At 64.5% G+C, this 25,927-nt stretch carries 22 protein-coding genes and 1 riboswitch; of the genes, 8 read left to right on the top strand and 14 right to left on the bottom strand.

Annotated elements, in window-relative coordinates:
* Positions 1-9: 9 nt before the first annotated feature.
* From L1277_RS02350 to L1277_RS02300, 11 genes are all read right to left on the bottom strand, one after another.
* Entirely contained in the window at positions 10-1,317 is a 1,308-nt protein-coding gene (locus L1277_RS02350) for a citrate synthase (protein WP_374110144.1), read from the bottom strand.
* Positions 1,318-1,463: 146 nt separating this feature from the next.
* Positions 1,464-2,582: a succinyldiaminopimelate transaminase gene (gene dapC, locus L1277_RS02345; protein WP_308215070.1), complete on the bottom strand. Its 1,119-nt coding sequence runs from the start codon at positions 2,580-2,582 to the stop codon at positions 1,464-1,466.
* 3 nt (positions 2,583-2,585) lie between these two features.
* Positions 2,586-2,909, bottom strand: coding sequence for a ferredoxin (fdxA, locus tag L1277_RS02340; protein WP_253374739.1), 324 nt, complete (start codon positions 2,907-2,909; stop codon positions 2,586-2,588).
* Positions 2,910-2,948: 39 nt separating this feature from the next.
* Entirely contained in the window at positions 2,949-3,461 is a 513-nt protein-coding gene (locus L1277_RS02335) for a DUF6113 family protein (protein WP_253374738.1), read from the bottom strand.
* A gap of 57 nt (positions 3,462-3,518) precedes the next feature.
* Positions 3,519-3,833, bottom strand: coding sequence for an AzlD domain-containing protein (locus L1277_RS02330; protein ID WP_253374737.1), 315 nt, complete (start codon positions 3,831-3,833; stop codon positions 3,519-3,521).
* A complete protein-coding gene (locus tag L1277_RS02325; protein WP_253374736.1) occupies positions 3,830-4,564 on the bottom strand; it encodes an AzlC family ABC transporter permease in 735 nt (244 codons plus the stop codon). Before L1277_RS02325 ends, L1277_RS02330 begins: the two co-directional genes overlap by 4 nt.
* A gap of 134 nt (positions 4,565-4,698) precedes the next feature.
* Positions 4,699-6,606: a translational GTPase TypA gene (gene typA / locus L1277_RS02320; protein WP_253374735.1), complete on the bottom strand. Its 1,908-nt coding sequence runs from the start codon at positions 6,604-6,606 to the stop codon at positions 4,699-4,701.
* A gap of 309 nt (positions 6,607-6,915) precedes the next feature.
* Complete coding sequence (locus L1277_RS02315; protein WP_253374734.1) at positions 6,916-8,664, bottom strand: ABC transporter ATP-binding protein; 1,749 nt, start codon at positions 8,662-8,664, stop codon at positions 6,916-6,918.
* Positions 8,661-9,611, bottom strand: coding sequence for an ABC transporter permease (locus L1277_RS02310; RefSeq protein WP_253374733.1), 951 nt, complete (start codon positions 9,609-9,611; stop codon positions 8,661-8,663). Before L1277_RS02310 ends, L1277_RS02315 begins: the two co-directional genes overlap by 4 nt.
* Positions 9,601-10,530, bottom strand: a complete 930-nt coding sequence (locus tag L1277_RS02305; protein ID WP_253374732.1) for an ABC transporter permease — start codon at positions 10,528-10,530, stop codon at positions 9,601-9,603. Before L1277_RS02305 ends, L1277_RS02310 begins: the two co-directional genes overlap by 11 nt.
* Before the next feature lie 122 nt (positions 10,531-10,652).
* Positions 10,653-12,344: an ABC transporter substrate-binding protein gene (locus tag L1277_RS02300; protein WP_253374731.1), complete on the bottom strand. Its 1,692-nt coding sequence runs from the start codon at positions 12,342-12,344 to the stop codon at positions 10,653-10,655.
* Between the two features lie 230 nt (positions 12,345-12,574).
* On the opposite strand from L1277_RS02300, the gene L1277_RS02295 reads away from it, so the two are divergent.
* The 3 genes from L1277_RS02295 to L1277_RS02285 all read left to right on the top strand — a co-directional run bounded on the left by L1277_RS02295 (position 12,575) and on the right by L1277_RS02285 (position 15,369).
* A complete protein-coding gene (locus L1277_RS02295) occupies positions 12,575-13,342 on the top strand; it encodes a CPBP family intramembrane glutamic endopeptidase (protein ID WP_253374730.1) in 768 nt (255 codons plus the stop codon).
* A 99-nt stretch (positions 13,343-13,441) separates the two neighbouring features.
* A complete protein-coding gene (locus L1277_RS02290) occupies positions 13,442-13,792 on the top strand; it encodes a DUF485 domain-containing protein (RefSeq protein WP_253374729.1) in 351 nt (116 codons plus the stop codon).
* On the top strand, positions 13,789-15,369 hold the full coding sequence (locus tag L1277_RS02285; protein ID WP_253374728.1) for a cation acetate symporter: 1,581 nt from the start codon (positions 13,789-13,791) through the stop codon (positions 15,367-15,369). The genes L1277_RS02290 and L1277_RS02285 overlap by 4 nt, the downstream gene beginning before the upstream one ends.
* A 133-nt stretch (positions 15,370-15,502) precedes the next feature.
* Here the strand turns inward: L1277_RS02285 and gcvP are convergent, their stop codons facing one another.
* Genes gcvP through gcvT form a run of 3 tightly spaced genes read right to left on the bottom strand, consistent with a single transcriptional unit; the run spans position 15,503 to position 19,863 of the window.
* Complete coding sequence (gcvP, locus tag L1277_RS02280) at positions 15,503-18,364, bottom strand: aminomethyl-transferring glycine dehydrogenase (protein WP_253374727.1); 2,862 nt, start codon at positions 18,362-18,364, stop codon at positions 15,503-15,505.
* Entirely contained in the window at positions 18,364-18,738 is a 375-nt protein-coding gene (gene gcvH, locus L1277_RS02275) for a glycine cleavage system protein GcvH (RefSeq protein ID WP_253374726.1), read from the bottom strand. The genes gcvP and gcvH overlap by 1 nt, the downstream gene beginning before the upstream one ends.
* A 3-nt stretch (positions 18,739-18,741) precedes the next feature.
* The gene (gcvT, locus tag L1277_RS02270; RefSeq protein WP_253374725.1) at positions 18,742-19,863 is read right to left on the bottom strand and encodes a glycine cleavage system aminomethyltransferase GcvT; all 1,122 of its coding nucleotides are present in this window, start codon (positions 19,861-19,863) and stop codon (positions 18,742-18,744) included.
* Between the two features lie 172 nt (positions 19,864-20,035).
* Positions 20,036-20,125, bottom strand: a riboswitch (glycine riboswitch).
* A 165-nt stretch (positions 20,126-20,290) separates the two neighbouring features.
* On the opposite strand from gcvT, the gene L1277_RS02265 reads away from it, so the two are divergent.
* Genes L1277_RS02265 through L1277_RS02245 form a run of 5 tightly spaced genes read left to right on the top strand, consistent with a single transcriptional unit; the run spans position 20,291 to position 25,868 of the window.
* On the top strand, positions 20,291-21,001 hold the full coding sequence (locus tag L1277_RS02265) for an NUDIX domain-containing protein (protein ID WP_253374724.1): 711 nt from the start codon (positions 20,291-20,293) through the stop codon (positions 20,999-21,001).
* Positions 21,002-21,003: 2 nt separating this feature from the next.
* The gene (gene nadA / locus L1277_RS02260) at positions 21,004-22,302 is read left to right on the top strand and encodes a quinolinate synthase NadA (protein ID WP_253374723.1); all 1,299 of its coding nucleotides are present in this window, start codon (positions 21,004-21,006) and stop codon (positions 22,300-22,302) included.
* A gap of 2 nt (positions 22,303-22,304) precedes the next feature.
* Positions 22,305-23,873, top strand: a complete 1,569-nt coding sequence (gene nadB / locus L1277_RS02255) for an L-aspartate oxidase (RefSeq protein ID WP_253374722.1) — start codon at positions 22,305-22,307, stop codon at positions 23,871-23,873.
* Entirely contained in the window at positions 23,867-24,742 is an 876-nt protein-coding gene (gene nadC / locus L1277_RS02250) for a carboxylating nicotinate-nucleotide diphosphorylase (RefSeq protein WP_253374721.1), read from the top strand. Before nadB ends, nadC begins: the two co-directional genes overlap by 7 nt.
* Positions 24,726-25,868 carry a cysteine desulfurase family protein gene (locus L1277_RS02245; protein WP_253374720.1) on the top strand — a complete coding sequence of 381 codons (1,143 nt, stop codon included), beginning with the start codon at positions 24,726-24,728 and terminating at the stop codon, positions 25,866-25,868. The genes nadC and L1277_RS02245 overlap by 17 nt, the downstream gene beginning before the upstream one ends.
* The last annotated feature ends 59 nt before the right edge of the window (positions 25,869-25,927 follow it).

Below are 25,927 nucleotides of genomic sequence, written 5' to 3'. Positions count from 1 at the left end.
CGTGCGTGTCTAGCGCTGGGGCAGGTCCCGGGCGACCGAGCCGGTGTACAGCTGCTGCGGGCGACCGATCTTGGTCTGCGGGTCTGTGTTCATCTCGCGCCAGTGCGCCACCCAGCCGGGCAGGCGGCCGATCGCGAACAGCACGGTGAACATGCGTGTCGGGAATCCCATGGCCTTGTAGATGACGCCGGTGTAGAAGTCGACGTTCGGGTAGAGGCGACGTTCCTTGAAGTAGTCGTCCTCGAGGGCGATCTGCTCGAGCTCCTTAGCGAGGTCGAGCAGCGGGTCCGAGATGCCGAGTTGGGCGAGCACCTCGTCTGCGCTCTCCTTGACGATCTTCGCCCGCGGGTCGTAGTTCTTGTAGACGCGGTGTCCGAAGCCCATGAGCTTGACACCGTCTTCTTTGTTCTTCACACGCTCGACGAACTTCGCGACGCCTTCGCCTGAGTCGCGAATACGGCCGAGCATCTCGAGGACGGCCTCGTTGGCGCCGCCGTGCAGCGGACCCGACAGAGCGTTGATCCCTGCGGAGACCGAGGCGTAGAGGTTCGCACCGGTCGAGCCGACGAGTCGAACGGTCGAGGTCGACGCGTTCTGCTCGTGGTCGGCGTGCAGGATAAGCAGTCGGTCGAGGGCCTTGGAGAGCACCGGGTCGATCTCGTACGGCTCGGCCATGTTGCCGAAGTTGAGGCGCAGGAAGTTGTCGACGAAGCTCAGGCTGTTGTCCGGGTAGAGGAACGCCTGGCCGAGGGCCTTCTTGTGTGCGTAGCCCGCAATCACCGGCAGCTTCGCCAGCAGGCGGATCGTCGTGAGTTCGACCTGTTCGGGGTCGCGCGGGTCTGCGGCCGACTCGTAGTAGGTGGACAGTGCCGAGAGGGCGCTCGAAATCACCGCCATCGGGTGAGCCGTGTGCGGCAGGGCGGAGAAGAAGTGCTTGAGGTCTTCGTGCAGCAGAGTGTGGCGACGAATCTTCTCGTCGAACTCGCCAAGCTGGTCGGCGGTCGGCATCTCGCCGTAGATGAGCAACCACGCCACTTCAAGGTATGTCGACGACGCGGCGAGCTGCTCGATGGGATATCCGCGGTAGCGCAGGATGCCCTCGTCACCGTCGATGTACGTGATCGACGACTTCGTTGCGGCCGTGTTCACGAACCCGTAGTCAAGTGCGGTGAGACCCGACTGGCGTGTCAGCGTTGAAACGTCAAGGCTCGATGCGCCCTGGCTCGACTTCAGGATCGGAAACTCTGCGGTTCCGCCTGGATAAGTCAGGGTGGCTTTTTCTGTCACTTCGCTGAACTCCTGCTCGACGTCGCCCACGGCGCCTCCTTGTACTGGTTGTTCCAGGTAATTGTGCGGCGTTCCTGCCCCGCGAATGAGTGGCCGCGGCGACGGGTCCGGATACAGCCTAATCCGCTGAGCGACCAACTACCGCATCGGCCAACGCTTGGGCTTTTCTGTTGGAGTTATCCTCCAACGGCGGCGCTGGCGAGGCGTTCCGCGGCAGCGGAAATCCTCTCGTCCGTCGCTGTCAGCGATAACCGAATGTGCTGCGGGTAGAAGTCCCCGTAGAACGTACCGGGCCCCGCGAGGATGCCGAGATCCGCGAGCCGGCCGATCGACTCCCATGCGTCTCGACCCTCGGTGACCCAGAGGTAGAGTCCCGCTTCAGAGCGGTCGAGTCGGAATCCGGAACGCTCCAACGCTGGCAGGAGCAACGCTCGGCGAGCGGCGTACCGCGCCTTTTGGGCCGCAACGTGTTCGTCGTCGGCGAGGGCCGCGATCATCGCCGTCTGCAGCGGAGCGGGCAGCATAAGCCCGGCGTGCTTCCGAACCGTGGTGAGGCGGGCGAGGGTTGCGGCACAGCCCGCAGCGAACGCGGCGCGGTACCCGGCCATGTTGGACTGCTTGCTCAGCGAGTAGATCGCGAGGATGCCGACGACATTTCCGTCGGTAACCTGCGGATCAAGAATCGACGGAATTGGATCCACGGACCACGGGCCTGACCAGCCCAGTTCGGCATAACACTCATCGTTGACGATGAGTGCGCCGAGTTCGCGTGCCCGGGCTACACTGCGACGCAGGTCGTCCACGTCGAGAACGTTTCCGTCTGGGTTGCCGGGCGAATTGAGCCAAATCAGTTTCGTGCCGACGGGCCATTCGGCGGGGTCATCTGACGCCACCGCCGTTGCACCGCACATGGCGGCGCCGATGGCGTAGGTCGGGTAAGCAGCGCGGGGGTGAACGATGACGTCACCCTCGCCGATTCCGAGCATGAACGGCAGAAGCGCGACGAGCTCCTTGGAGCCGATTGTCGGCAGCACGTTTTTCGAAGTGAGGCCGGGGACTCCCCTGCGCCGATCGAACCATGCGGCGATCGCCTCGGTGAGTGCGGGCTTTCCGGCGGTCGTCGGGTAGGCGTGAGCATCAGTCGCACCGGCCAGTGCCGCTCGAATGACGTCGGGCGTGGGGTCGACCGGCGACCCAATCGACAAGTCAACGATTCCATCCGGATGCTGCCGCGCACGATTCGCAAACGGCACCATGGCATCCCATGGATAGTCCGGTAAAGGCTGAAGAGCCACGCCTTAGGCGCCGGCTTGGGGCGGAAGAGCCGCGATCACGGGGTGATCGTACTTGATCACGCCGACCTTGGCAGCGCCGCCGGGCGAACCCACCTCGGTGAAGAACTCAACGTTGGCCTTGTAGTAGTCGGCCCACTCTTCCGGGAGGTCATCTTCGTAGTAGATGGCCTCGACCGGGCAGACCGGTTCGCAGGCACCGCAGTCAACGCACTCGTCGGGGTGAATGTAGAGCGAGCGTTCACCCTCGTAGATGCAGTCGACGGGGCATTCATCGATGCACGCACGGTCTTTGACATCCACGCAAGGGAGGGCGATGACATAGGTCACAGTTGGTCGGTTCCTTCCGAAATGACGGCTTCGTTCAGTCTACGCCTCGGCGGGAGGGGTGCCGGGCGGAGTGATCCGTTCCGGCAGCCGTGGCCACGCGACGACGACGGTGGCGATCAGCACGGGGCCGATGGTCCAGATGATGCCCGCGAGACCCTGTGGAATGAGCACCGCTCCACCGGGACTGGGCACCGAGAAGAGAGCGATGACCGCGACGATCCCCACCGCTGCCAAGAACACAACGAGCCGGTCGCGAAGGAGAAGGCGGAAACCGAGAAGCAGGGCCAGGACGCCCACGAGCGCCAATGGAAGCCCGAGCGGGATCCGGGTGTCCCCGAGGTTCAGTGTCGACTGGTGTGCAACTGTGCCGACCGCGCCGAACACGGCACCGACGACCAGGGCGAGGATACAGCTGACGACCCTGCCGCCGGGTGTCGATGCGGGCGGTGTGGATGACGCCGGAGCCTCGAGCGGAGCTGCGTACGGGTCCGTCGTCCCGAGCGGCCGATGCGGCTCAGCGTACTGGTTCTGGCTGCCGTTGTATCCGCTCACGACCTCAGTGTATCGACGGCGATCAGCCCCCAGCTGAACGCGCGGAGCCGCTTGACTCTAGGCCATACCCGTTGTAGCCCGAAGAACGGCGGCAACTGCCGCTGCGGCGATGACCACGACGAGGAACGGAACCCTGAGCCAGTACAACCCCGCAGCGACAACGAGCGCGGGAACCCGCGCGTCAAGAACGAGCTGTTGGCCACTGCCGAGTGTCTGGACGGCGATGAGGGCAGCGAGCAGCGCAACGGTGAGCAAGTCGGCGGTCCGGGCCGTCGCAGGCTTCTCGAGCCAGTGTGGCGGCACGGCATACCCGGCGAGCTTGATGACGACGCACGCTATGGAGGCGACGAGGACGATGTGCCACAGTGTCATGTCCCTGCCTCCGCCTGCGGTTCATCGCGCGACCCCAACCAGTTGGTCGTCCCGACAAGAACGGCAACGAGGGCGGCCGCGATTACGGGCAGCCCCGGCGCGACAACGGGGGTGAGCGCAGCGGCCAGCACTGCCGCCGCACCGGCGACCGCGATCGTCTGGTGGCTCTTTAACCGGGGCCACAGGAGTCCGAGAAACGCGGCCGCGGCTGCGGCATCGAGGCCGTAGGCGCGCGTGTCCCCGAGCAAATCGCCGATGAGTGCCCCGATCAGTGTCGTGAGGTTCCAGCCGATGTAGACGACGGCTCCGGTCACCCAGAATCCACGTCGACGTGCGGCTGGGTCGTCCTGGGCGAGGGCGACGGCGGTCGACTCATCGATGGTGATCCACGCAGCAGCGGCATCGCGCAGCCAGCCGTTGCCGCCGACCACCGGCTTCATGCGCATGCCGTATGCGGCGTTTCGGGACCCGAGAAGCACGGCGCTCGCGATGGCAGCGGGCCCCGCGCTCACCCCGCCGGAGGCCAGAACGCCCACGAGAGCGAACTGCGAGCCCCCGGTGAACATGAGGAGGCTGAGCACACACGTTTGCCAGACGTCCAGGCCCGCTGCGACGGCAAGCGCACCAAACGACACCCCGTATGCCGCCGTCGCGATACCCACCGCGACGCCCTGGCGGGTGGCGACGGTCAGCGGCGGGACCGGTCGAGACGTTCTGCTCCTCAGGCCCATGACACCCCTGCTCGAGCCGTCGGGACGAAGACCGGGTCGGGGCACGTGCAGGACATGAGTCAAGATTATCCGCAACGACAAAGCGCCCGGGATCGTCGATCCCGGGCGCTCTCCCGCTCACGCGGTGGTCAGTATTACTCGTTCTGCTTCTTGAGTCGCGAGGTTGCCCGGGCGCGCGCGTTGGCGTCGAGCTCGACCTTGCGGATCCGAACCATGCCCGGAGTCACTTCGACGCACTCGTCTTCACGAGCAAATTCAAGGCATTCCTCGAGCGACAGCTGACGTGACGGCGTCATCGACTCGAAGGTGTCTGAGGTCGACTGACGCATGTTGGTCAGCTTCTTTTCCTTCGTGATGTTGACGTCCATGTCGTCGGCGCGCGAGTTCTCACCGATGACCATTCCCTCGTAGACCTCTTCAGTCGGGTTGACGAAGAACGTCATCCGCTCCTGCAGGGCAATGATTGCGAACGGCGTCACGACACCGGCGCGGTCGGCAACGATCGAGCCGTTGTTACGGGTGACGATGGGTCCGGCCCACTCGTCGTAGCCGTGCGAGATGGCGTTGGCGATCCCGGTACCACGGGTGATGGTCATGAACTCGGTACGGAATCCGATGAGTCCACGCGACGGGATGATGAACTCCATACGAACCCAGCCGGTGCCGTGGTTCGCCATGTTGTCCATGCGGCCCTTACGAGCGGCGAGGAGCTGGGTGATCGCTCCGAGGTATTCCTCGGGGACGTCGATGGTCAGGTGCTCAAACGGCTCGTGGGTCTTGCCGTTAACCTTCTTCGTAACCACCTGCGGCTTACCGACGGTGAGCTCGAAGCCTTCGCGACGCATCTGCTCGACGAGGATGGACAGCGCGAGTTCACCTCGACCCTGTACTTCCCACTTGTCCGGGGAGCCGATGTCGAGGACGCGCAGCGAGACGTTACCGACGAGCTCGCGGTCGAGACGGTCCTTGACCATCCGAGCCGTGAGCTTGTGTCCCTTAACCTTGCCGACGAGCGGCGAAGTGTTGGTTCCGATGGTCATCGAGATTGCAGGCTCGTCGACGGTGATCGTCGGGAGCGGGCGCACGTCGTTGGGGTCAGCCAGCGTCTCACCGATTGTGATGTCCGGGAAACCGGCCACGACGACGATGTCACCGGGGCGACCGCTTTCGGCGGGGTAACGGTCCAGAGCCTTGGTGATGAACAGTTCGGTCACACGCACGTTGTGAACCGAGCCATCGTGCTTGACCCAGGCAACGGTCTCGCCCTTCTTGATCGTGCCGTGGAAGACACGCAGCAGTGCGAGGCGGCCGAGGAACGGCGACGCGTCGAGGTTGGTGACGTGAGCCTGGAAAGGGTGCTCGTCGTCGTAGACGGGAGCCGGGATGTGCTTGATGATGGCGTCGAACAGCGGCTCGAGGTCATCGTTGTCGGGAAGAGCACCGTTCTCGGGCTTGTTCCAGCTCGCAGCACCATTACGACCGGATGCGTAGACAACCGGGACGTCGAGGACGGCGTCGAGGTCGAGGTCGGGCACATCGTCAGCCATATCACTGGCCAGGCCGAGCAGGAGGTCCTGGCTCTCGGCAACGACCTCGTCGATACGAGCGTCCGGGCGGTCGGTCTTGTTGACCAGGAGGATGACGGGCAGTTTGGCTTCGAGGGCCTTGCGGAGCACGAAGCGGGTCTGCGGCAGCGGGCCCTCACTCGCGTCAACGAGCAGAACGACGCCGTCAACCATGGACAGGCCGCGCTCGACCTCGCCACCGAAGTCAGCGTGACCCGGGGTGTCGATCACGTTGACCGTGATGGGGCCGTTGGTGGCGTGCTTGCCCTTGTACGACACCGCGGTGTTCTTCGCGAGGATCGTGATGCCCTTTTCGCGCTCGAGCTCGTTCGAGTCCATGGCGCGTTCTTCAAGGTGTGAGTGCTCGGCGAACGAGTCCGTCTGACGGAGCATGGCGTCAACCAGCGTCGTCTTGCCGTGGTCAACGTGAGCAACAATAGCTACGTTTCGGAGGTCGTCGCGCGAAGCAAGCGCCATGAAAAAATTCCTTACAAGAAGAGATGTCGCGAGTACGATGAGCGCGACGAGAAATGTACAAATGCGGGACAGAATTCGACCCAACAGAATATCTTACCGCACAGAGCCGTTCGTTCGCTGGGACGGCCCACAGGTTTGGTCAATGGCAACGCTTCGCGTCTCGCGCGGTCGCCGCGCTGGCGTGCCGCGTGGCATCCGCCCTCAGGAGTGAACGCTCCCCCGACAACTCGTCATTCCACGAAAAAGAGCACCGGCCCGACGCTCGGAGATGGGATCTCCAGGCGTCGCGCCGGTGCTCACTAAGCGCTCTTAGCGGCCGAACTCGAAGTTTCCTCCGGGGATGGCGGCGAGGAGGTCCTGCGTGTATGTCTCGCGCGGATTATCGAACACTTCATCGGTGGTGGCCGATTCGATGATCTGACCCTTCCTCATCACGCAGACGTTGTCTGCGACGAGCCGCACGACAGCGAGGTCGTGGGTGATGAAGAGGTAGGTCAGTCCAAGCTCGGTCTGCAACTCGGTGAGGAGGTTGAGGATCTGCCCCTGAACCAGAACGTCGAGAGCAGACACCGCCTCATCGAGAACGAGGACATCCGGCTTGAGCGCGAGGGCGCGAGCGATCGCGATACGCTGCCGCTGTCCACCGGACAGCTCACTCGGGTAGCGATACCGGGTTGAGGCCGGGAGCGATACCTGGTCGAGCAGTTCGAGGACGCGCATCTGGCGTTCGCGTGCCGTGCCGACCTTGTGGGCCAGCAGCGGCTCGGCAATGGTGTTGCCAACGCTGTACTGCGGGTCGAGAGAACCGTACGGGTCCTGGAACACCGGCTGCACGCGACGACGGAACTTCAACAGCTCCGCGCCCTTGAGCGCAGAGACGTCGTGGCCGTCGAACTCGATGTCACCGCTGGTGATCGACTCAAGCTTCAGGAGGAGCTTGGCGACGGTGGACTTGCCCGAGCCCGACTCCCCGACCAGAGCCGTCGTCGTTCCCTTCTGAACGCTGAAGGAAACGTCGTTCACAGCCTTGAGCTCGTCGGTCCGGAAACCCTGCTTGCGGATGCGGTAGACCTTGGAGACGTTGCGCACCGAGATGAGATCTTTGGCCGGGGCCGCGTTCTCACGCTCGGCCGCACGCTCGAGAAGCGTGTTGTCGATGGCGCCCTGGGCGAAGATCTCGCCTTCGACAGAATCATGCGTCTTGACGGCCTGAATACGGCGCGAGGCGAGGCTCGGTGCCGCAGCGACGAGCCGCTGGGTGTACGGGTGCTGCGGGTTTGCGAGGATCTGCTGCGATGGGCCGGACTCAACGACCTTGCCCTTGTACATCACCACGAGCTGCTCGGCGCGTTCGGCCGCGAGGCCCAGGTCGTGGGTGATGAATAGCACGCTGGTGCCGTAGTCGCGGGTCAGCGTACCCAGGTGGTCGAGGATCTGCCGCTGCACGGTGACGTCCAGCGCACTGGTGGGCTCGTCCGCGATCAGGAGCTTGGGTCGGCTCGAAAGACCGATACCGATCAAAACCCGCTGGCGCATTCCGCCGGAGAACTGGTGTGGGAACTGCTTGAGACGGTCACCCGCGTCGCTCAGGCCCGCTTCCTGCAGCACCTGGATGGTGCGAAGGCGTGCTTCTTTACCCTGCGCGATGTTGTTCGCCTTGATGGCCTCTTCGACCTGGAAACCGATGCTCCAGACCGGGTTGAGGTTCGACATCGGGTCCTGGGGCACGTAGCCAATAAGGTTTCCACGCACCTCCTGGATCTCGCGAGCAGACAGGGTCGTCAGGTCGCGACCCTCAAAGAGGATCTGTCCGGCTGTGACCTTCCCGGTACCGGGAAGCAAGTCGATGATCGACTGTGCGGTCGTCGACTTTCCTGAACCGGATTCGCCCACGATGGCGAGCGTCTGGCCGGCGTACAGCGTGAGGTCGACGCCACGAACGGCCGGAACGAGGCCACGTTGAGTCTGGAAGCCCACTTCAAGATCGCGGATCTGGAGAAGTGGTTCGTGAGAAGAGTCATACCGCGAGGTCGCGGCATCCGTTACTGGCAGGCTCATCGACGTGCCCTCGCCTTCGGGTCGAGTGCATCACGGACGACATCGCCGAGCATGAGGAACGAGAGCACAGTAATTGAGAGGGCCGCTGCCGGGTAAAGCAGCGTCTGCGGGCTGGTGCGGATCGAGGTGCGCGCCTGACCGATGTCATTACCCCAGGACATGACGCTCGGCGGAAGGCCGATGCCGAGGAACGACAGTGTCGACTCCGCGACGATGAATGTTCCGAGTGAGACGGTCGCAATCACGATCACCGGGGCGATCGCGTTCGGCACCACGTGACGAACGAGGATCTTGAACCGGGACACACCCAGCGCGATCGAGGCCATGACGTAGTCGGAGTTCTTCGCACTCAGCACGGCACCACGCATGATGCGAGCAATCTGCGGCCAGGCAAAGATCGACAGCACGAGTGCGACCGTGATCGGGGTCCGGTTCGGGAGCACGCTCATGAGAACGATAGCGCCGAGAACGGTCGGGATCGCGAAGAAGATGTCGCCAAGTCGCGAGACCAGCGTGTCGAGGATGCCACCGTAGTAACCCGCCAGCGCACCAATGACGATGCCGACCAGCGTCACGAGCAGCGTGGCGAGAAGACCGACCGTCACTGACGCCTGCGTTCCGAAGATCAGGCGAGCGTAGACGTCACAGCCCTGACGCGTGAACCCGAGCGGGTGTCCCGCTTCTGAGCCGCCGTTGCTGTTCGCCAGGAGACAGTTCTTGTCAGGCGAAACCGACGTGAACAAAGCAGGAAATACCGCGACGACCACAATCAGGAGAATGAGAACGGCCGAGATCCAGAAGGTGGGTCGACGGCGCATGGCGTCCCAGGCATCAGCCCAGGTGCTTCGAGCCTTCTGCGACTCATCGAGTTTGTCGATGGCCGCAACGGGCGTCTCCTCGAGGGGTGCAACGTAGTGACCCTGCGGAGTGTAGTTCTTATTTTGCATAACGAATCCTTGGGTCCAGTGCAGCGTAGAGCAAGTCAACGAGCAGGTTGGCCACCACGAAGATGATCACCATGACCGCGATGAATGACACAACGGTTGGACCTTCACCGAGCGTCACCGCGCGGTAGACGGTTCCACCCACGCCATTGATGTTGAAGATGCCCTCTGTGACGATTGCGCCGACCATGAGCGCACCCAGGTCAACTCCGAGGTAGGTCACGACGGGAACAAGCGAGTTCCGCAGAACGTGGACGGTGACAACGCGACGGCGTGAAAGGCCCTTGGCCGTTGCGGTGCGAACAAAGTCAGCATTGAGATTGTCGGCAACGCTCGCGCGCGTCAAACGCACGATGTAGGCAAATGAGACGGACGCAAGGACGATGGCCGGGAGAACGAGTTCGCCCCAGGGAGCGTCGCCGCTCACGGTTGGCCGGAACCAACCCAGTTGGATTCCGAAGACATACTGCAGAACAAAACCAACTACGAAGGTTGGCACTGAGATCAGGAGGAGGCTGACGACGAGGGCGGTCGCGTCGAACCACTTGCCCTTGCGAAGTCCGGCGATGAGGCCAACCAGGACTCCAGCGAATGCTTCGAATACCAGCGCGAGAAGTGCGAGGCGTGCCGTGATCGGGAAAGCGGATGCCATGACATCAGCGACGGGACGGCCGGAGTAAGTAGTCCCCAGGTCGCCCTGGAAGAGCCCGCCGATGTACAGGAAGTACTGAACGATGAATGGCTTGTCGAGGTTGTACTCAGCCCGGATTTGCGCGATCACGCTCGGCGCTGGCGGTCGATCACCAAACAGCGCAGCAATGGGATCTCCGGGTAGGGAGAACACCATGAAGTAGATCAAAAATGTGGCCCCGAAGAAGACGGGGATCATCTGGAGGATGCGTTTACCTGTGTACCAGAGCATCAGGTTATTTCGCCGGGTCGAACGTACATGAATGTCACAATCACTGGTTGATTCTAGTCAATGAAATGTCCGGGGCGAATTCGCCCCGGACATTTCACTTCGGTCGGTCTGGGCTGGAAAGCCTAGCCCTTGGTGATCTGGTAGTACAGCGGAACCGAGTCCCAACCGAACACCACGTTGTCAACGGTGTCAGCCGAGACGCCGGTGACGTTGGAGTACCACAGCGGGATGGCCGGGAGGTCCTTGAGGAGGACTTCCTGAGCTTCCTGGTACTTCGCCGTTGCGTCTTCAACGGTCTCCGCCTGGCCACCTTCCTTGAGGAGGTTGTCGAACTCTTCGCTCGAGTAGTCCTCGTAGTTCGATCCGGCACCGGTCTGGTACAGCGGAGCGAGGAAGTTGTACAGCGACGGGTAGTCGGCCTGCCATCCGGCGCGCGTGCCACCGGTCAGCTTGTCGTTGTCGCGGTCGTCGATCGCTGCAGCGAACGTCGGGTACGGCTTGCCCTGGGCGGTGATGCCGAGCGTGTTGGCGATGCTGTTGGTAACAGCGTCGACCCAGCCCTGGTGGCCGCCGTCGGAGTTGTATGCGATGTCGAAGACGGTGTCGCCGTATGGGGCGATTGCGTCTGCTTCAGCCCACAGCTTCTTAGCTTCGTCAGGGTTGTACTCGAGAACCTCTGCGCCTTCGAGCTTGTCGGTCCAGCCGTCGATCACCGGGGAGGTGAAGTCGGTAGCCGGGGTCCGAGTGCCCTGGAAGATCACGTCAGTGATCTCCTCACGGTTGATCGCCATGGAGATTGCCGCGCGACGGAGCTTGCCCTCTTCGCCACTCCAGTGCTCGAGGTAGTACGGCATGTTGAAGCCCTGGAAGATCGCGGCCGGCTGGTTGACCGCACGGTCGCCGAAGTCGCTCTCGTAGGTCTCAAATGCGGAGTCCGGGATGGCGTCGAGAACGTCGAGGTTTCCACCGAGAACGTCGGCGTATGCGGCGTCCTGCGTTGCGTAGAAGATGATCTCGAGGCCGCCGTTGACGGGCTTGCGAACGCCGTCGTAGTCCGGGTTAGTGACGAGGTTGATCTTTTCCTCGTGAACCCAGGCGTCCTTACCATCGAGCATGTACGGGCCGTTGCCGATCGGGCTTTCACCGAAAGCTTCCATGTCCTCGAACGCAACGCTCGGCAGCGGCATGAATGCCGTGTATCCGAGGCGGAGCGGCCAGTCAGCCTCTGCGTTGGCGAGCTCGACGGTGAACGTCTTGTCGTCGACGACCTTGAGGCCGGACATCTCTTCGGCGAGCGGAGCGCCGACCTTCAGCGGGTTGCCTTCTTCGTCAACCGCGCCGCTGGGGTCGTCGACCGCGTTCTGCAGGTCGCTGAATCCGACGATGTTGTCGAAGAAGTACGATCCGCCCTGTGCGTTGTCGTACAGCGCGGCGTAGTTCCATGCGTCGACGAACGAGTCAGACGTGACGTCTTCACCGTTGGTGAACTTCCAGCCGTCTTCGAGCGTGACGGTCCAGTTCGTGGCGTCATCAGACTCGATCGACTTGGCCACTTCGTTCTCAATGGCGCCGTCAGCGTCATACGAAGTAAGTCCGGCGAAGATCGACGTCATGATCTTTCCGCCACCGGTCTCGGTGGTGTTCGCGGGAAGCAGAGACATCTGCGGCTCGCTGCCGTTGGTTGTGATGATGGCGTCAGTGTTGGCACCCGACGACTTCTCGCCGGAACCACCGCTGTTGCTGCAGCCGGTCAGCGCAAGTGCGCCGGCAGACAACAGCGCGACGGCCCCAAGGCCTACGCGTGATCTTTTCAATTTTCCTCCTGTGCAAGTTCGCACGGCAGACAGAATTGTGCCCCGACTGCGGTGCTGGATACAAAGAACCATAAGTAGGCTTAGGCCCATCTGCAAATTTCTCGGGTGAATCGTTACTTACTGGAAACGTAACTTGCAGATTCTTGTGTAATTCGCACGATTTCTGCACATGATCGAGTGCATACGCAAATCTCGGGCGAGGATGACCACGGAGATAGCGAAGGGGCGCAATGATTCACAATTCACGGGCACGCGCGTGGTGGGAGATCACCATCGTTCTCGGGCTCTCGGTTGGCGCCTCCGCCGTCTATTCCGTCGTGTCACTGATCGCCAGGCTCACAGCGGGCGTGCCCCTTTCGGAGCAGAGCGCGAGTCTCAATCCGTCTCGCAATACGCGCGAATGGCTCGACTTCACGTATCAATTTCTCGGCATCTTCTTTGAACTTTTCGTTGTCGCCTTGGCGCTCTACTTGCTCTGGACCGCTCGGATGAGCGGACCAGCGCGTATCGGGCTCACATTCGCGCAGCCCGGTCGGGATGCGGGCCGTGGGGCCGCCCTGTTCCTCGCGATCGGCATTCCGGGCATCGCCCTGTACCTCGTCGGCAAAGCACTCGGCATTACGGTGCCGCTGGATGTCTCACCGCTCGACGGCTACTGGTGGACCGCCCCGATTTTGGTTCTCTCGGCGCTCCGCGCTGCCCTCGTCGAAGAGGTCATCGTCATCGGCTACCTGTTCACCCGCTTGCGCGAGCGCGGCTGGTCCGACTGGACGATCATCTTCTCGGCTGCGGTTCTTCGTGGCAGTTATCACCTGTACCAAGGCATTGGACCGTTCGTGGGCAACGTCGTGATGGGCATCGTGTTCGGCTGGTGCTACCGACGATGGGGCCGTGTCATGCCGCTCGTTGTCGCCCACTTACTGCTCGACGTGGTCTCGTTCGTTGGCTATCCGCTCGCAGTCGCCCTGTTCCCCGACTTTTTCAAGGTGCCTCAGTAAGACGCACAAGCCCTTGTTTGCTGAAGCAACAAACGATTATGGTTGCCGGAGCGCACAGGGTGGTGCGCCGCGCAACGTTGCGCGAACTTGAGGAGGACCATGCCACACGACGACACGGGTACCCACACCCCAGGCTCGGCGATCGATTACATAGCCATCGAACAATCCCCCGACTTCATCGCCCACAAACGTCGGCACCGAAGTTTCGTCTTCCCGCTCGCCGTTGCGTTCCTGCTCTGGTACTTCGCATACGTGCTGCTCGCCGACTACGCGCACGACTTCATGTCAACCAAGGTCATCGGCAACATCAACATCGGTCTGATCCTGGGCCTGAGCCAGTTCGTCACAACTTTCGCGATCACCACTTGGTACGTCTCATTCGCCAACCGGAAGCTTGACCCGGCGGCCGAGAAGTTCCGCAACGAGCTCGAGGAGGCTGAGCGAGCATGACTGTTGGCGACCCGATTCTGAACATTTCCATCTTCGCGGCGTTTGTCGTCGTGACCCTCATCATCGTGTTGAGGGCCTCACGCTCAAACAAGACAGCGAACGACTTCTACGCGGCGGGTCGATCCTTTAATGGTGGCCAGAACGGCACAGCCATCGCGGGTGACTACCTCTCGGCGGCATCGTTCCTCGGCATTTGCGGCGCCATCGCGGTCAATGGGTACGACGGATTCCTCTACTCCATCGGCTTCCTCGTGGCCTGGCTCGTCGCACTCCTTCTGGTCGCGGAACTGCTTCGCAATACCGGAAAATTCACGATGGCGGATGTTCTCTCCTTCCGCCTGAAGGAACGCCCCGTTCGCCTTGCGGCTGCGACCGCGACGCTCGCTGTGTGCTTCTTCTATCTGCTGGCCCAAATGGCCGGCGCCGGTGGGCTGGTGTCACTGCTCCTCGGGGTCAACGATCGGGTTGGACAGTCGGTCGTCATCGCCGTTGTCGGCGTGATCATGATCGCCTACGTCCTCATCGGTGGCATGAAGGGCACGACCTGGGTGCAAATCATCAAGGCTGTGTTGCTGATCGCCGGCGCCGGAGTAATGACGGTCTGGGTTCTCGCGCTCAACGGCTTCAACCTCTCGGCGCTGCTCGGTAACGCCGTCTCGGTGGCCGGTGAAGGCATCCTCAACCCTGGTGCGCAGTATGGCGTCACGGGCACGTCACGGTTGGACTTCATCTCGCTCGCACTCGCGCTCGTTCTCGGGACGGCGGGTCTCCCCCACGTGCTCATGCGCTTCTACACGGTGCCGACCGCGAAGGAAGCACGTCGCAGCGTGGTCTGGGCGATCTGGCTGATCGGCCTGTTCTACCTGTTCACACTCGTGCTCGGCTACGGCGCGGCGTACCTGGTCGGCAAGGACACCATCCTGGCCGCGCCGGGTGGAGTGAACTCCGCCGCTCCGCTGCTGGCGTTCGAGCTGGGTGGTTCCATCCTGCTCGGCATCATCTCGGCGGTGGCGTTCGCGACGATCCTGGCGGTCGTCGCCGGGCTCACCATCACAGCCGCGACGTCATTCGCTCACGATGTCTACGCCAACGTGATCAAGAAGGGTGCGGTCCCGCCGAACGGCGAGGTCAAGGTCGCCCGCATCACCGTTGTGGTGATCGGACTCCTCGCCATCATCGGCGGCATCGGCGTGCAGGGGCAGAACATTGCCTTCCTCGTCGCACTGGCCTTCGCCATTGCGGCCAGCGCCAACCTGCCGACCATCCTGTACTCGCTGTTCTGGCGCAAGTTCACCACCCGTGGTGCGCTCTGGAGCATGTACGGTGGGCTGGCATCGGCGCTGATCCTGATCATCTTCTCGCCGGTCATTTCCGGTGCGGAGACGTCAATGTTCAAGGACGTGGACTTCTCCTGGTTCCCGCTCAACAACCCGGGCATCGTCTCCATCCCGCTCGGCTTCCTGCTGGGCTGGCTCGGCACGATCACCTCAAGCGTGAAGGAAGATCCGCGTATCGCCGCCGAGATGGAGGTGCGCTCCCTCACCGGTCACGGTGCGGAGAAAGCCTCCTCGCACTAAGCCTCACGCTCGCGCCCCGGTGCCTCTGTGGAAGAGAGTAAACCGCCCGAGATACGGCAATCGGCCCGAGGTATGGATGACGTGTCAAACTTCGTCCTTACCTCGGGCCGTTATCCGTGCGCCAGCGCGGTGCCTAGTCGGCGAACGCCTCCGGCGGCGGGCAGGCGCAGACCAGGTTGCGGTCACCGAACGCGTTGTCGACACGGCGCACCGGCGGCCAGTACTTGCCGCGGATGAGCGACCTCACCGGGTAGACGGCCTCGGCACGGGTGTACGCGTGGTCCCAGTCGCCCTCAATGACCGACTGTGCGGTGTGGGGTGCGTGCACCAACGGGTTATCGTTGGCTGGCCACGTGCCGGCACCGACGGCATCCGCTTCGGCTTTAATCGCGATCATCGCATCAATGAAGCGATCGATCTCGGTGAGGTCTTCACTCTCGGTCGGTTCGACCATGAGGGTGCCTGCGACCGGGAACGACATCGTCGGCGCGTGGAAACCGTAGTCGATGAGCCGCTTGGCGACGTCATCGACAGTGACACCGGTTGCTTCCTTGAGCGGACGCAGGTCGAGGATGCACTCGTGTGCGACCAGTCCGTTGTCGCCGGTGTAGAGCACCGGGAAGTGCTCACGCAGCCGAACGGCGATGTAGTTCGCGGCGAGGACCGCGGCGCCGGTGGCCTGCTTGAGCCCTTCCGCACCCATCATGCGTACGTATGCCCAGGAAATCGGCAGGATGCTCGGGCTGCCGTATGGTGCCGCCGAAACCGGGCCGCCGGCGTGCGTGAATGCGCCGTGGTCGTCGCGCTGCGCCATCGGGTGACCGGGCAGGAACGGCGCGAGGTGCGCCTTTGCTGCAACAGGTCCGACGCCGGGGCCTCCCCCACCGTGTGGGATGCAGAACGTCTTGTGCAGGTTGAGGTGCGAGACGTCGCCACCGAAGTCACCGAACCGGGCGTAGCCGAGCAGCGCGTTGAGGTTCGCTCCGTCGACGTAGACCTGTCCGCCCGCGTCGTGAACGGCCTGCGTGATGGCGGTCACCTCGTGCTCGTACACGCCGTGGGTCGACGGGTAGGTGATCATGAGCGCGGCCAGGTTCTCGGCGTGCTGCTCGATCTTCGCGCGCAGGTCGTCGAGGTCGACGTTACCCATGTCATCGCACGCGACGACGACAACCTTCATACCGGCAAGCACAGCGGATGCCGCGTTGGTGCCGTGCGCGCTGGATGGAATGAGGCAGATGGTGCGGTTCAGATCGCCGTTTGACCGGTGGTAGCCGCGAATCGCGAGGAGCCCCGCGAGTTCGCCCTGGCTGCCGGCGTTGGGCTGGAGCGAGACGGAATCGTATCCGGTGACCTCGGCGAGCCAGCTCTCGAGCTGTTCGATCAGTCCCAGGTAGCCGAGCACGTCGGCTTCGGGAGCGTACGGGTGCAGGCTCGCGAACTCGGGCCAGGTGATGGCTTCCATCTCGGTGGCCGCGTTGAGCTTCATCGTGCACGAGCCGAGCGGGATCATGCCGCGGTCGAGCGCATAGTCGCGATCGGCGAGCTGCTTGAGGTACCGCATCATGGCGGTCTCGGAGTGGTGGGTGTTGAACACCGGGTGCGTGAGGTACTCACTCGAGCGAACGAGGTCCTCGGGCAGCCGCGTCGACTCGGAGCCGAGCCCGGCGAAGGACTCGTCGGCCGAGAACCCGAACGCCACGACGACGGCGCGGAGTTCGGCCTCGGTGGTGGTCTCGTCGACGGAGATACCGACCGTTGCGTCGTCGACGAGGTGCAGGTTGATGCCGAGCTCGCGGGCGCGCTCCACAACGGTCGAGGCTTCGCCAGGAACGTGGACCCGGATCGTGTCGAAGAACGACTCGCTCACGAGCGTGAGTCCGTATCCAGTGAGCACAGCGGCGAGCGCGTCCGCGCGTGCCGCGGTCTCGGCAGCGATCCGGCGGATGCCAGCAGGGCCGTGGTACACGGCGTACATCGATGCCATCACCGCGAGGAGCACCTGGGCGGTGCAGATGTTTGACGTGGCTTTCTCACGGCGAATGTGCTGTTCGCGGGTCTGCAGGGTGAGCCGGTAGGCGGGGTGCCCGGCGGCGTCCTGGCTCACTCCAACGAGTCGGCCAGGCAGCTGGCGCTCGAGTCCCTTGCGCACCGCCATGTAGCCGGCGTGCGGTCCGCCGAAGCCCATCGGAACACCGAGGCGCTGGCTCGTGCCCACCGCGATGTCTGCACCGAGTTCACCCGGCGAGGTCAGCAGGGCGAGCGCGAGCAGGTCGGCCGCGACAACGGCGAGCCCGCCCTGGTCTTTCACCGCTGCGAGAACGGATGCCGGATTCCACACTCGTCCGCTCGCTCCCGGGTACTGCACGAAGACACCAAACGCGTCCTCGGGCAGCGCGGCGCCACCGGCGAGGTCGACCTCAACGAGATCGATGCCAACGGCTTCTGCCCGGCTCGCCAGCAGCGCCTTGGTCTGCGGGAACGCATCAGCATCGACCACAAAAACGTTCGTGGTGAGCTTCGATGCCCGACGGGCGAGCAGCATACCCTCGACGACGGCCGTGCCCTCGTCGAGCATCGACGCGTTGGCGGTGTCGAGACCGGTGAGGTCGGTGACCATGGTTTGGAAGTTGATCAGCGCTTCGAGCCGGCCCTGGGAGATTTCCGGCTGGTACGGCGTGTACGCGGTGTACCAGGACGGGTTCTCGAGCACGTTGCGCTTGATCACGGCTGGCGTGAGGGTGCCGTAGTAGCCGAGCCCGATCATTGAGGTGCGCACGGTGTTCTGGTTGGCGAGCTCGCGCAGTTCGGCGAGGGCTTCCCGCTCGCTGGCCGCTGCCGGGATGGAGGAGTTCAGCAGTTCCTGGACGTGGATGGACTCGGGGACAGCGGCTTCAACGAGCGCGTCGACCGAGTCGTAGCCGACCGCAGCCAGCATGCTGGCGTGCGCCGAGGCATCCGTTCCGATGTGGCGTTCTGAAAACAGCTCCGGCATTACTCGCCGACCAGTGCGGAGTACTCGTCCCAGCTGAGCAGGTTCTCGGGCAGTTCGGTGAACCGCACCTTGATGAGCCAGCCGTCGCCGAACGGGTCACTGTTGACGAGCGAGGGGTCGTCGACCACGGCGGAGTTGGCCTCGGCCACCGATCCGTTGACCGGTGCGAAGAGCTCGCCGACCGATTTCGTCGACTCGATCTCACCGACGACAGTTCCGGACGCCAGGTCGCTGTCCACGGCGGGGAGCTCAACGAAGACGACGTCGCCGAGCTTCTCAGCGGCATAGTCGGTGATACCGACGGTCGCGACGTCACCGTCGATGTCGAGCCACTCGTGCTCGGGGGTGTACTTGAGGGTGGTCTTGTCCGACATGGCTTACTTCTCTCTCCGGTAGAACGGCAGTGTGGTGACGGTTGCGGGAATTCTGGTGCCTCGCACATCGACGGCGAGTTCGGTGCCGACTTCTGAGAGGGCGGGGTCGACGTAGGCCATCATGATCGGATGCCCGAGCGTCGGTGACAGCGCACCGCTCGTCACGATCCCAACCTCGGTGTCGCCCGAGACAAGCGCGTACCCGGCCCGGCCGGCACGGCGGCCTTCTGACACCAGGCCAACGAGAACGCGGGCATCAGCGGCTGGCCCCGCTTCGACGGCGGAACGCCCGACGAAGTCGCCCTCCTTGGTGAGCGCGACGACCCGGCCGAGTCCTGCCTGAACCGGGAAGGTCTCGGTGCTGAGCTCGTGGCCGTAGAGCGGCATGCCGGCTTCGAGGCGCAGGGTATCGCGGCTGGCGAGCCCGGCGGGGACGAGCCCGTGCGCCTCTCCGGCTTCCGACAGGGCGCGCCACAGTGGCACGGCGGCGTCGGTGCGCAGGTAGAGCTCGAATCCGTCTTCACCGGTGTATCCGGTGCGCGCGACGACCATGGGGACACCGTTGAAGAAGGCATCGGCGGCACGGTAGTACTTGAGTTCGTCGAGCGGGACGCTGAGCTCGCTGATGCCCGTCGTCGCTTCGAGGATGGCGCGGGAGCGCGGGCCCTGCACGGCGATGAGCGCGTAGTCGTCGCTCTGGTCGTCGACGGTCACGTCGAAGGTCGCCGCCCGGCTCTGCAGGGCCTCACACGCGGCCTCCCGGTTGCCTGCGTTGGCGACCACGAGGAAGGTCGTCTCGCCCAGCCGGTAGACCACGACGTCGTCGAGCATGCCGCCGCCCTCGGTGAGCAGCAGGCTGTACTTCGCCTGCAGCACATCGATCGCCGAGAGTCGCCCGGCGAGCGCGAAATCGAGGAATTCCCCGGCCTGTGTTCCGTAGACGAGGATCTCCGCCATGTGAGACAGGTCGAAAATACCGGCAGCCGAACGAACGGCAGCGTGTTCGGCGAGGTCGCTCGTGTAGCGCACCGGCATTTGCCACCCGGCAAAGTCGGTGAAGCTCGCTGAAAGCTCGGTGTGCACCGCGTGTAGCGGGCTGGTGCGTTCTGGTACGGGATCTGACACGAGTTCTCCAGGTGTCGCACGTCGGCGACGGTCGCAAAAGCGGTCGCGGCACTCGAGGTGCCTGAGGAACTCCCCCTCTGTCATGAGCCTGAGAGTTTCACGCGCCACCCGACGATGTCGGGAGGCGGCTTTCACCGTCGGCGGAACGCGGACGTTCACTTTCCAGAGTGGCCAGTTCGATGCGGTACATAAACCTGAGAGATTGGCAGGGAGGCTTGCTCCTTCGGTGCCGGGGCGAACCCGGCTCTCCCGCATCGCGTGCGCGGCCCGATATTTGGTTTTGCTTCAGCCTACAGTGAGCGACGCTGACAGCGCTCGGCTGCCGGCGACATGCGGAAAGTTTTTCTCGCAGTTCTGGTCACTCTGACACTAAGATGAGATTAGTTATGGTCACGGTGACTTTAACTGGATCTGAACGGAGGCCGACATGACCGCAGCCGCTGCCGTCGAGGTCGCCGTCTCCACGGTGATCTTCGCGCTGCGTCGGTCACCAGCCGACGACCGGATGACCGTCTGGCTCCCCCTCGTCCGCCGCATCCGTGAACCGTTCGACGGCAGGTGGGCGCTTCCCGGCGGGCCCCTCGGCCCGAACGAAGACCTGGCAGAATCGGCCGCGCGCACCCTGGCCGAAACCACGCTCCTCACCCCGCAGTACCTCGAGCAGCTCTACGCGTTCGGTAACACAGACCGCTCCCCCGGCGAGCGCGTCGTCTCCATCGTCTACTGGGCACTGGTGCGGTCTGACGAGGCCGACGTCGCAGTCGAGACCGAGAACGTGCGCTGGTTCGAGGCCGACTCTGTTCCTGAGCTGGCGTTCGACCACAATGTCATCGTCGACTACGCCCTGTGGCGGCTCCGCAACAAGCTCGAGTACAGCCACATCGCCTCCGCCTTCCTCGGCGACACCTTCACCCTTTCCGAACTGCGCGAAGTCCACGAGGCTGTGCTGCAGAAACCCCTCGACCCCGCCAACTTCCGGCGCCAGGTCGAGAGCTCCGGCCAGGTTGTTCCAACCGAACAGCTGCGAACCGGGGGACGTCATCGCCCCGCCCGTCTCTATCGATACAACACAGCGGCTCCCGACACGACGAGCGGCCCCCTCGGCGCCCGCCCGCTCCCCGGCCGCACTCAAGGATGATCATGACCCTCACCGCCTCCGTCGACACCACTCTCATCGAGATCGCGTCCGGCTCCGCCCCCGGCGCCGCTTGCAGCCCCGACCTCGTAGCCAAGCCCTGGGTATTCGACTCCCGCCCACCGAGCTACGGCCCCGGATCATCGATGGGTGATCTTATTCCGGTCGGCTCCCCGCGCCAGGGGGAACTGCCCGCCTTCTATCGCGAGGCGTCGAGCGACGAGTTAGACCGTCGCATCCGCTCTGCAAAGAAAACGTTGGGCGACAAACTCGTCATCCTCGGGCACTTCTACCAGCGCAACGAAGTTGTCGCATATGCCGACTATGTGGGCGACTCGTTCCAGCTCGCCACCGCCGCGAGAGCTCGAACCGATGCCGAAGCCATCGTCTTTTGCGGGGTGCACTTCATGGCTGAGACCGCCGATCTGCTCTCGACCCCCGAGCAGGCGGTCATTCTGCCGAACCTCGCGGCCGGATGCTCGATGGCCGACATGGCCAACATCGACCAGGTCGAGGAGTGCTGGGAACAACTGACCGAACTGTTCGGAACGGAACCGGATGCCACGGGGCGCGTTCCGGTGATTCCCGTCACCTACATGAACTCCTCGGCTGCGCTCAAGGGATTCTGCGGCCGTAACGGCGGCATCGTCTGCACATCATCGAACGCGGAAACCGTATTGGCGTGGGCATTCGAGCGTGGGCAGCGTGTGCTGTTCTTCCCTGACCAGCACCTCGGCCGGAACACCGCGAAAGCCATGGGTGTGCCGCTCGAGCAAATGCCGATGTGGAACCCGAACAAGCCGTTTGGCGGAAACGACGCGCTCGCGCTGGAGTCGTCACAGGTCATCCTCTGGCACGGCTTCTGCTCGGTGCACCGCAGGTTCACCGTCGACCAGATCGAGAAGGCCCGCGTCGAGCACCCCGGTGTTCGAGTGATCGTGCACCCGGAGTGCCCGATGCCCGTCGTCGACGCGGCCGACGAGTACGGCTCGACCGACTACATCCGGAAGGCGATCGAGGCGGCGCCGGCCGGCACCACCTTCGCCATCGGTACCGAGATCAACCTCGTGCAGCGGCTCGCAGCCGAACACCCCGAGCACACCATCTTCTGCCTCGACCCGGTGATTTGCCCGTGCTCGACCATGTACCGAATCCACCCGGGCTACCTGGCCTGGGTGCTCGACTCTCTCCTCGACGGGGTCGTGCTCAACCAAATCACGGTCTCGGACGACGTGGCCGAACCGGCGCGCCTTGCCCTGGAGCGGATGCTTGCGGCCAAGCCTCCAATTTCCACCGGAGCCTGACCATGCCTCGGGTTCTTGTCGTCGGGTCGGGAATTGCCGGCCTCACGGCAGCGCTCACGGCGAGCGCCAGCTCCGCCGTCACGTTGATCACCAAGGGTGCACTCGGCATGAGCAACACCCGGTTCGCCCAGGGCGGTATCGCCGGGGTGATGTTTGACGACGACAGCGTTGACGCCCACGTCGCCGACACGCTCGTGGCCGGTGCTGGCCTCTGCGACGTCGACGCCGTTCGGGTGCTCTGTGCGGAAGGACCGCTGCGGATTCGCGAACTGGTCGAGCTCGGCGTCGCCTTCGACCGCGACGGCACCGACTTCTCCCGGGGACGCGAGGCCGCGCACTCCTACCCCCGGGTGCTGCACGCCGGCGGTGACGCGACGGGGGCCGTGATCGAGGCTGCGCTCGTCGAACGCCTCCGCGCGAGCAACGTGACGGTGCTCGAGGGCACCTTCCTCCGCGACCTGGTGCTCACCGACGGCCGGGTAGCCGGTGCCGAGTTGCAGGGACCGGACGCCGTGCCGTTCCGACTCGACGCCGATGCCGTTCTCCTCGCGACCGGCGGGGCCGGCCAACTCTTCCCGTTCACCACCAACCCACCGGCCGCCACCGGCGACGGGGCTGCTGCTGCAGTGCGGGCCGGTGCGGTGATGGCAGACCTCGAGTTCTACCAGTTCCACCCCACCGCCCTGGTTACCGCCGGCAACTTCCTCATCTCCGAGGCCGTGCGCGGTGAGGGTGCCATGCTGCGCGATGAAACCGGGCACCGGTTCATGGTCGACGTGCACCCCGACGCAGAACTCGCACCCCGCGACGTCGTCGCCCGGGGCATCGCGGCAGCCATGGCCGCGCAAGGCGGGCGGCCGGTCACCCTCGACGCCACCGCCCTCGGCGCCTCGTTCCTGGCCACGCGCTTTCCGAGCATCGACGCGGCCGTCCGTGCGGCAGGCATCGACTGGTCGCGTGTCGGAGTTCCCGTCGCACCGGCCGCCCACTACTGGATGGGCGGGATCGCCACCGACCTCGACGGTCGCACGTCGATTGCCGGGCTCTTCGCCCTCGGCGAGGTGGCTCGCACCGGGGTGCACGGCGCCAATCGCCTCGCCTCAAACTCACTGCTCGAGGGCGCCGTGTTCGGGCATCGCGCCGCACGGGCCCTCTCGGGCGACCTCACTCACGCAGCCCGGTTCGACGGAGTGCGCCCCGCGTCGGCGCTCGGTCCGATCGAGCGGGGATTCACGAGCGATATTCCACCGTTCTCCCGCGACGCCCTTCAGCGCCTGCTGTGGTCGAGCGCCGGGCTGCACCGCTCGGCCGACGCGCTCCTCGACGCGACTGGCGTTCTCGCGGCGTGGAGCGCCTTCGACCTGCCCGCCACCAGCGAGCGAGAGCTTGAAGACCGCAACCTGCTCGCGCTCGGCTGCGCGCTCGTCGCGGCCGCGCTCGCGCGCACCGAATCGCGTGGCGCACACACCCGCACTGACTTCCCCGCCACTGAGCCGACACTGGCCGGCCCGATCTATCTCACCGACCCCGCGTCGGTACACCGTCCCCGAGAGGTATCTCCCGCATGCTGACTTCGAACCACATCGACCGCGTCGTCTCGGCTGCACTCGAGGAAGACGCCCCCTGGGGTGACCTCACAAGCGAGACCCTGATTCCCGCGACCGCGGTGGCGACCGCGACCCTCACGGCGCGGGAAGCCGGCGTGTTCAGCGGCGGTGACGTGTTTGCCGCCGCCTTCCGGCTCACCGACCCGAGCATCACGGTCACCCTGCGAATCGCGGATGGCGAAACGTTCGCCCCGGGTGATGCACTGGCATCCGTTTCCGGACCGGCCCGCGGCGTCCTGCAGGCCGAACGCATTGGCCTCAACTTTGTGCAGCGCATGTCGGGCATCGCCACCCAGACCGCCCGCTACGTTGACCGGCTCGCCGGCACGAAGGCGCGCATCGTGGACACCCGCAAGACCACGCCCGGCCTTCGCGCCTTCGAGCGTCACGCCGTGCGCTCGGGCGGCGGGTTCAATCACCGGTTCTCACTCTCCGACGCCGTGATGGCGAAGGACAACCACCTGGCCGTACTCACGGCCGGCGGTATCTCGGTCACCGATGCGCTCCGTAGCGTGCGTGCCCGGCTGTCGCACACCACGCACCTCGAGGTGGAGGTCGACCGCATCGACCAAATCGAGCCGGTGCTCGCCGCGGGTGTCGACACGATCATGCTCGACAACTTCACCCTGGACGAGCTGCGCGCCGGGGTCGCCCTCATCGCCGGCCGGGCGCTCGTTGAGGCCTCCGGAAACGTCACTCTCGACACGGTCGGCGAGATCGCGCACACCGGCGTCGACGTGATCTCCTCGGGCGCGCTCACCCACAGCGTGCGCTCACTCGACCTCGGTCTCGATGTCGTGCTCGAGGCGGATCCCGATGCTGTATCTCGATAACGCCGCAACCACTCCGGTGCGCCGTGAGGCACTCGAGGCAATGTGGCCGTACCTGACCGGTGAATTTGGCAACCCGTCGAGCGTGCACACCGTCGGCGAGCGCGCGGCCTCCGCCCTCGCCGACGCCCGGGCCCGCGTGGCAGCCGTGCTCGGCGTGCGTGCCAGTGAGGTCGTCTTCACGTCGGGTGGCACCGAAGCCGACAACTTCGCGATCAAGGGCATCGCGCTTGGCGCACCGCGCGGCAGGCACCTCGTCACCACAGCGATCGAACACGAGGCCGTGCTGCAGTCGGTCGAGTACCTCACCCGCCTGCACGGCTTCGAGGTGTCGTACGTTCCGCTGACCGCCGACGGCACCGTGACGCCGGATGCGCTCGCGAGCGTGCTCCGCGACGACACCACGCTCGTCTCGGTGATGTACGCCAACAACGAGATCGGCACCATCCAGGACATCCCGGCCCTCGCCGCGATCGCGCAGGAGCACGGTGTCCCGTTCCACAGTGATGCCGTGCAGGCCGCGGGCTGGCTCGACCTCTCGGTTCCCACGCTCGGCGTCGATGCGCTCTCGCTTTCCGGCCACAAGATTGGAGCACCCAAGGGCATCGGCGTCGCTGCCATCCGCGGACGGCTCCCCATCGAGCCGCTGATCCACGGCGGCGGGCAGGAACGCGGTCGCCGCTCCGGCACCGAAAACGTCGCTTTCGCCGTCGCGTTCGCCACGGCACTTGAACTGGCCGAAGGCGAGCGAGCGGATGCCACGGCGCGCGTCGCCATTCTTCGCACGTCGTTCCTTGAGCGCGTGTCTGCGCTCGTACCGGGCGCGATCGTGACCGGGCATCCCTCCCGCCGTCTCCCCGGTCACGCCTCGTTCTGCTTTCCCGGAACGAGCGGCGAGGCTGTGTTGCTCGAACTCGAGCGGCGCGGAGTCATTTCGTCGAGCGGGTCAGCGTGCGCGGCCGGACGCAGCGAGCCGTCACACGTACTCACCGCGCTGGGGTTGCCGGCGGAGCTGGCGCAGACGGCTGTGCGATTCACGTTTTCGGCGGACATTACAGCGGAGGAGCTCGAGGCGGTGGCGAACGCCGTCGCGGCATCCGTTTTCTCGCTCTCGAATATTCGCCGCTGACGCCCGCCGACGCAGCGGTGGCGCACGACCAGCAGTGCTTGACAACCCCGGGCGGAGGC

Source organism: Okibacterium sp. HSC-33S16 (assembly GCF_024171565.1).
In the GTDB taxonomy this organism is placed as follows: Bacteria; Actinomycetota; Actinomycetes; order Actinomycetales; family Microbacteriaceae; genus Mycetocola_A.
Note: the sequence above shows the minus strand (reverse complement) of the source record. Positions and strands in the feature narration are given on the sequence as shown.